6 protein-coding genes are annotated in these 6,706 nt (G+C 64.0%); 3 read left to right on the forward strand and 3 right to left on the reverse strand.

The annotated features are described in order from the left end of the window. Window positions 1-966, forward strand: coding sequence for an NAD-dependent epimerase/dehydratase family protein (locus A985_RS0108050; RefSeq protein ID WP_017232893.1), 966 nt, complete (start codon window positions 1-3; stop codon window positions 964-966). A 157-nt stretch (window positions 967-1,123) separates the two neighbouring features. Here A985_RS0108050 and A985_RS28110 read toward each other — a convergent pair whose 3' ends face one another. Beyond that, window positions 1,124-1,267, reverse strand: a complete 144-nt coding sequence (locus tag A985_RS28110) for a hypothetical protein (protein WP_017232894.1) — start codon at window positions 1,265-1,267, stop codon at window positions 1,124-1,126. A 441-nt stretch (window positions 1,268-1,708) separates the two neighbouring features. Between A985_RS28110 and A985_RS0108060 the strand changes: the two genes are divergently transcribed. Further along, window positions 1,709-2,593, forward strand: a complete 885-nt coding sequence (locus tag A985_RS0108060; protein ID WP_017232895.1) for an outer membrane protein — start codon at window positions 1,709-1,711, stop codon at window positions 2,591-2,593. A 71-nt stretch (window positions 2,594-2,664) separates the two neighbouring features. On the opposite strand, the gene A985_RS0108065 is transcribed toward A985_RS0108060, so the two are convergent. Together A985_RS0108065 and A985_RS0108070 are read right to left on the reverse strand one after the other, a co-directional pair. Continuing rightward, window positions 2,665-3,981, reverse strand: coding sequence for an AAA-associated domain-containing protein (locus tag A985_RS0108065; RefSeq protein WP_017232896.1), 1,317 nt, complete (start codon window positions 3,979-3,981; stop codon window positions 2,665-2,667). Between the two features lie 10 nt (window positions 3,982-3,991). After that, entirely contained in the window at window positions 3,992-5,731 is a 1,740-nt protein-coding gene (locus A985_RS0108070) for an ABC transporter permease subunit (RefSeq protein ID WP_017232897.1), read from the reverse strand. Window positions 5,732-6,197: 466 nt separating this feature from the next. Between A985_RS0108070 and A985_RS24660 the strand changes: the two genes are divergently transcribed. Then, window positions 6,198-6,706, forward strand: a 509-nt coding sequence (locus tag A985_RS24660) for a tetratricopeptide repeat protein (protein ID WP_198288670.1), incomplete at its 3' end; no start/stop codon positions are given.

Below are 6,706 nucleotides of genomic sequence, written 5' to 3' on the forward strand. Positions count from 1 at the left end.
ATGGAACGCATCCTCATCATCGGCGCCAACGGTCAAATCGGCAGCGAACTCGTCGACGCGCTGGCCGCGCAGTATGGCAACGAGAACGTCATCGCCACGGACATCGCACCCGGACCGTCACGTCACGCGGTGCATTACGAGACGCTCGACGTGCTCGACGGCGCACGACTGGCCGCGCTGGTCGAGCGCTTCGGCGTTACCCAGATCTTCCATTTGGCGGCGCTGCTCTCCGCAACGGGCGAGACCCGGCCGCTCCAGGCCTGGACGCTCAACATGAACGGCTTGCTCAATGTGCTCGAACTGGCGCGCGAACGCCAGGGACTGCGCGTGTTCTGGCCGTCGTCGATTGCCGCATTCGGTCCGCATACGCCGGCCGTCGAAACACCCCAGCTCGCCATCATGGATCCGACCACGATGTACGGCATCAGCAAGCAGGCGGGCGAGCGGCTGTGCGAGTACTACTTCACGAAGTTCGGCGTAGACGTGCGCAGCCTGCGCTATCCCGGCGTGATCAGCTACAAGACGCCCCCGGGCGGCGGCACGACCGATTACGCCATTGAGATCTTCCAGGCGGCGCGTCGCGGCGAGACGTACACGTGTTTCCTGAAGGAAGACGCGACGCTGCCGATGATCCACATGCCCGATGCGGTGCGTGCCACGCTGGCGTTGATGAATGCCGACGCCTCGCGCCTGCGCGTGCGTTCCTCGTACAACGTGGCGGGGGTGAGCTTCGACCCGGCCACGCTGGCGGCGGCAATTGCACGTCGTGTGCCGAGCTTCACGGTGAAATACGCCCCGGACTTCCGCCAGGCGATTGCCGAGACCTGGCCGCATACGCTTGACGATACCCATGCCCGCTACGATTGGGACTGGCAGCCGGCCTTCGGACTGGACGCGATGGTCGACGACATGCTCGCCAACGTGCCACTCGACTGGCATGCGCCGGTCCTGGGCAACGCGGCTTGATCGGGAGCGGGGAGGTGACGGCGGCGCTGAGGAGGAGGTGATGGCGCCGAAAGGCGAGCCGGTGACTGCGAGGGAGATCAGGACAAGCCGAGCAAGGCGCGTGCGATATCGAGTCGTACGCGCCTTGTTGCGTTGCGCGCGGGGATTGCCGTGAACCTTACTTCGGGTGGTGCACGGCGTAGTACGCCAGTGCGGCGATGACCGCACAGGTCACAGCAAAGGCACGTCGGCGCCAGCGGTACGCGGGGGTCAAGCTGATGGCCCGCCCGCGGACGGCTTCTTTCGAATGGTAATAGCTCATATTGCGTCTTCTCGGGTCTGATGCACGGTCTTCGCCGCGGAAAGAACCTGCATGACTGCGCGTCGCTGCGCCCCCCGGTGCATGACCAGCAGGTTCCGCATCCATTATGCGACCGCATAAAAACGACCGCGAATCAGTATCTATACCGATACGTGTGGCCTTTTTGACACGGTCGGATCGCTCGATTCTCCTCAGCGACGACCGCTTCGGCCGGGGAAAATTTCCCGCCGTTTGCCCATCTGCCAATCGTCACGGCCATGCAGCCGATTTTCCCGTCTCGATCGCTCGAGCCGCGTGAATCTCAATTGGCTAAGGATCCGAAGAATCCACATTTCTCCGCTTGCATGCCACCTCACGCGCTGAAACAATGCCGAAAAACGGTGGCCACGCCGATGGCCATCTTCGAGTCGTCTTAGAGAACACGCCTGGGAGGGACGTGCCATGACGCCTAGCACCCGCCGCACCATCGCTTGCGGCCATCGCGGAAGCGCCATCAAGCGCGCCGCGTTCGTCTTCGTTGCCGCCAGCGTGTGTGCGGCCAACGTCTCCGCGCAGGAAGCCATGCTGCGCGCCAACAATCAGGTCTGGGTCGACGCGGGTGCCCAGCAATTGCATTACTGGGAAAATATCGCGCCCGGCAAGAGCGACTCCGAACGGGGAACGATCGCCGCGTTCGCGCTGGGGGCATCGACCCAGCGAGAGCTGTTCAGCGTGTCCAACCTCTATTTCGCTGGCTCGGTGCGTGTCTCGCACGGCAACGTCGATTACGACGGTTATCTGCAAGATCTGGCGGGCCGCGTTGTCCAGCCGAACTATCAGATGAGCACGCGCTCGACCGCGACGGACGTCACGCTCAAGGCCGGCAAGGCGATTCCATTCCAACTCGGCACCTGGCATGCGCAGGTGATTCCTTACCTGAGCTATAGCTACCGGGACTGGATTCGTGACAGCAGTCGCGACCCGAACGGCTTTTACGAGCGCTATCGCCATCATGTGGTCGGCGGCGGCCTGATGGGGCAGCTCGAAGTCACACCGAAGCTTGTGGCGACCGCAGACGTTCGCGCGGGCGCGATGGTGGGCGCCTCGATGACGCTGGCGGGCTCGCAGAACACGTTCAGCCTCGGCAACAAGCCGGTCGTCGTGGCTGGCTTCGGGCTCGACTATGCGATCGCGCGCAACTTCCACGTGAACGCGAGCTACGAGTGGTCTCGCTTCCAATATGGGCGCTCCAGCGTCACGCAGGTCGCGCCGGGCACGAACGCCTACGAACCCGATTCGAAGACGATCAACCAGACCTGGATGGTCGGCGCGGGCTACGCCTTCTAAAAATGACAACGCCGCGCGCTCAGTCGAGTCGCGCGGCGTTGGATTTCCGGCCGGACGCCGGCGGACGATGATCAGGTCGCGCCTTCCACGTCTTCCAGACTGAACGTCTCCGTGTGGTCGTTGTACGAGAAGATCTCGGCGTAACGTCCCCAGTTGATGGCGGTATCGAGCGTTTCCTGCGCGAGATCGTCCGACATCGAATCTTCCAGCTCCTGCTCGAACCGTACGCGCGGGGCGCGTTGCCCGCGGCGTTCCTGCAGCACGGCGCGAATCTTCGCGGCGAGCGGCACGTGACGCAGCAGATGCTCGGCGAACAGCACCTTGCGTTCCTGCGTGCTCACGTCCACGAAACGTTTGCCGGCGACGGTCAGCAGGATGTCGCCCTCCTTGAGTTCCGCAAAGCCCAAATGGTCGAGGATTTCGGCCACGGGGAAGAGGTCGTCGACCTCGAGCAGCAGCGTCTGTGCGATTTCCGGCAAGTCGGCGCGGCCGTTGTAGGGCGGGCCGGCCAGCGCTTCGAGCAGACCGGCCATCAGGTTGGTCGACACTTCGTGCAGCGGGCTCGACAACTCCAGCGTCATCTTCTGCGTGGTGTGCGCGCTGCGACGCGACGTCATCAGCGCATAGATGTCGTCGACCATCTTGCGGAAGGCCGGGTCGAGACGGTTGCGTCGATGTGGGAACGGTACCTTGATCTCGGCGACCACGCGGCCGGGATTCGACGACAGCACCAGAATCCGGTCGCACATGAACACGGCTTCTTCAATATTGTGTGTGACGATCAGGATCGACTTGATCGGCAACTGCCGCTGGCTCCACAGGTCGAGCAAGTCAGTACGCAGCGTCTCGGCGGTGAGCACGTCGAGCGCGGAAAACGGCTCGTCCATGAGCAGCAGCGTGGGATTGACCACGAGCGCCCGCGCAAAGCCCACCCGCTGGCGCATGCCGCCCGAGAGTTCGCGCGGATAGGCGTTCTCGAAGCCGTCCAAACCGATCAGGTCGATGGCGGCGAGGGCACGGCGGCGACGCTCCTTCGGCTCGACGCCAAGCGCTTCCAGTCCGGCTTCCACGTTTTGCAGCACGGTCAGCCACGGAAACAGCGCGAAGGTCTGGAACACCATCGCCACCCCCTCGGGCGGCCCTTCGAGCGGTTCGCCGAGATAGCGGATGTCGCCCGCGCTCGGCTGAATCAGGCCGGCGATGATACGCAGCAGCGTCGACTTGCCCGAGCCCGAGCGGCCGAGCAGGCCGACGATTTCGCCTTCGTGCAGTTGCAGATTCACACCGTCGAGCACTTGCCGCTCGTCGCTGCCCTTGCGGAAGCCGCGGCCGACGTTGGCGAGCGAGAAGATCTCTTTTCCGGCAATCGGTTGGGTATCGTTCGGCATCACGGTCCCTTTAATTCAGGCGAAGCTTGTTTTCAGCAATGGCGTACATCGGACGCCACAGCAAGCGGTTGAACAGTACAACGAACAGTGCCATCACGGCGATGCCCAGCAAAATGCGCGGATAGTCGCCCGCTTCCGTCATTTGCGCGATGTACGCGCCCAGGCCGTGCGCGGCAACCTTGTCGTTGCCCCACTGCACATATTCCGAGACGATCGACGCGTTCCACGCGCCGCCCGACGCCGTGATCGCGCCCGTCACGTAGTAGGGGAAGATGCCCGGCAGCATGATCTGACGCCACCACTGCCAGCCGCGAATGCGGAAGTTGGTGGCGGCTTCCTTGAAGTCGTTGGGAAACGTCGTCGCACCGGCGATGACGTTGAACAGGATGTACCACTGCGTGCCCAGCACGATGAGCGGCGAGAGCCAGATGTCCGGATTGGCGTGGAAATGGACGATCGCCACCACGAAGACCGGGAACAACAGGTTGGCCGGGAAGGCCGCGAGGAACTGGGCAACCGGCTGGATGCGTTCGGCAAGCTTCGGGCGTAGCCCGATCAGCACGCCCAGCGGCACCCACACCACCGAGGCGATGCCAATGAGCACCACCACGCGAACCAACGTGACCAGACCCAGGCCGAACACGCGAAGCACTTCGGCGACGCCGACTTCGGCCGTCACGAAGGCGCAGATCTTCCAGGCGGCGACCCCGCCCAGCACTACCAGCAGCGCGGCCCACACCCAATCGATCACGCGCGAGAGCGGGGTCTTCGATTCGGAATGGATCGCGGCGGGCAGCGAGAGCGGCATGCGTGCACGCGCGAGCGTACGCAGCAGCTTGCCGAACGGGCGGAGCAGAAACTGAATCGCTCGGGTGCGTTGAATCAGGTTGAGCACCCACGACTCGGGCGCGGCCTGCGAGACGGTGTCTTCCAGACGGAATTTGTCGGACCAGGCGACCATTGGCCGGAACAGGAACTGGTCGTAGATCACAATGACGACGACCATCGCCAGAATCACCCAGCCCACGGCATGCAGATCGCGCTGCACGATCGCCGTGGCGAGATACGCGCCGATGCCCGGCAGCGTCACCGTCTTGTCGCCCACGGTGATCGCCTCGGACGCCACCACGAAGAACCAGCCGCCCGACATGCTCATCATCATGTTCCAGATGAGGCCCGGCATCGAGTACGGTACGTCGAGTTTCCAGAAGCGCTGCCACGGCGAGAGCCGCAGATTCACCGCTACTTCCGAGAGATCGCGCGGCTGGGTGCGCATCGACTGGTAGAACGAAAACGTCATGTTCCACGCCTGGCTCGTGAAGATCGCGAAGATCGCGGCGCATTCGGCGCCGAGCACGCGTCCCGGGAACAGGGCGAGGAAGAAGGTGACCGTGAACGAGATGTAACCCAGCACCGGCACCGACTGGAGGATGTCGAGCATCGGCACGAGCAGCTTCTCGGCCCGGCGGCTCTTGGCCGCAAGCGTCCCATAGACGAGCGTGAAGACGAGCGAGGCGACCATCGCTGCGAGCATGCGCAGCGTGGTGCGCAACGCGTACTCGGGCAGGTTGGCCGGATCGAGCGAGATGACCTCGGTCTGCAGGTTGGCCAGCGGGGCCAACGTCTGACGAATGCCCGACGAGCTGACCATCAGGAAACCGATGATGATCGGGAACGCAATGAAATCCCAGCGGTTGGGAAGCAGGCGTCGCGCAGTGGCGGGGATGAACGGACGGGCTACGCGCGTCATCAAGACCTCTTGAGGATGAGGGGTCGGACGGATAACAGGATTTGGCGTCGGCATGCAGCGCGGCAGCGACGTTGCGCGCGCGCAGGGACGGCAGCGGATGCTACCAGATTGCCCCGTAAAAATATGTTAAAGCGCGTGTCATACGCTGGCAAACCGGATCTTCCAAGAGGAATTGTGGTTTTTATGTTGCACTGCGGGAAAACAAGATTTCGACAGATGATACCCGAGGTGTGTGCGGAGACCGTTTGCGCCGACGCCGGGCCGCAAAATGAGGCTGGGATGATGTGAACTTTATGGGCGTTGCGCGGACCAATTCCCGCGGCTTGCTTCGCGCCGTGCGGTCGTGTAGTGTGCACCGCTCGATCGGGCCACGGCGCCAGTGGCCGGTGGCGCAAGGCGCCCCCGGTGGTCGTGTTGCTTGCCGGCCCGACTCCCTCTCATTCCAAGACAAGCAAGGATGCGCCGCATGACGACGCCATTAGACGCGCGTTGCGAGCGTGCACGACAACTGAGTGCCGCCGGCCGGCTCGACGAGGCGATCGCCGAGTTGCGCCAAGTACTGAAACAATCCCCCGAATTCCTGCCGGCCCTCGAGGGCCTCGCCTACGTCTCGTTGCGCACCAACGCCTTCGAGTCGGCCGCCGACGCCTTCGACCGCCTGATCGCGCTCGTGCCGCAGCCGGGCGCGCAGGCGAGTTTCGACGCCGCGATGGCCAGCCTCCAGGCCGGGCGTCAGATGCGTGCCGAGGCGCTGTTCGACGCCACCGTGCAGCAGTCGCCGGACGTCATCGGCACGATGCACACCATTGGCCTGACCTGGGCGCAGGCGGGCGACAACGCGCGTGCGCTCGGCTGGTTCGAGCGCACGTCGGCCAACGCGCCGGCGTTGTGGCAGGCGCACTTCAACCGTGGCCGCGCGCTCGGTGCCTTGGGCCGCTACGACGAAGAGATCGACGCATACCGGCTGGGGCAAGC

This window comes from Pandoraea sp. B-6, from assembly GCF_000282835.1.
GTDB lineage: Bacteria > Pseudomonadota > Gammaproteobacteria > Burkholderiales > Burkholderiaceae > Pandoraea > Pandoraea cepalis.

Excerpts from the sequence above, each read along its gene's own strand:
- A985_RS0108070 (WP_017232897.1), bottom strand. The coding sequence starts at position 5,731 with ATGACGCGCGTAGCCCGTCCGTTCATCCCCGCCACTGCGCGACGCCTG.
- A985_RS0108050 (WP_017232893.1), top strand. The coding sequence starts at position 1 with ATGGAACGCATCCTCATCATCGGCGCCAACGGTCAAATCGGCAGCGAA.
- A985_RS0108060 (WP_017232895.1), top strand. The coding sequence starts at position 1,709 with ATGACGCCTAGCACCCGCCGCACCATCGCTTGCGGCCATCGCGGAAGC.
- A985_RS28110 (WP_017232894.1), bottom strand. The coding sequence starts at position 1,267 with ATGAGCTATTACCATTCGAAAGAAGCCGTCCGCGGGCGGGCCATCAGC.
- A985_RS0108065 (WP_017232896.1), bottom strand. The coding sequence starts at position 3,981 with ATGCCGAACGATACCCAACCGATTGCCGGAAAAGAGATCTTCTCGCTC.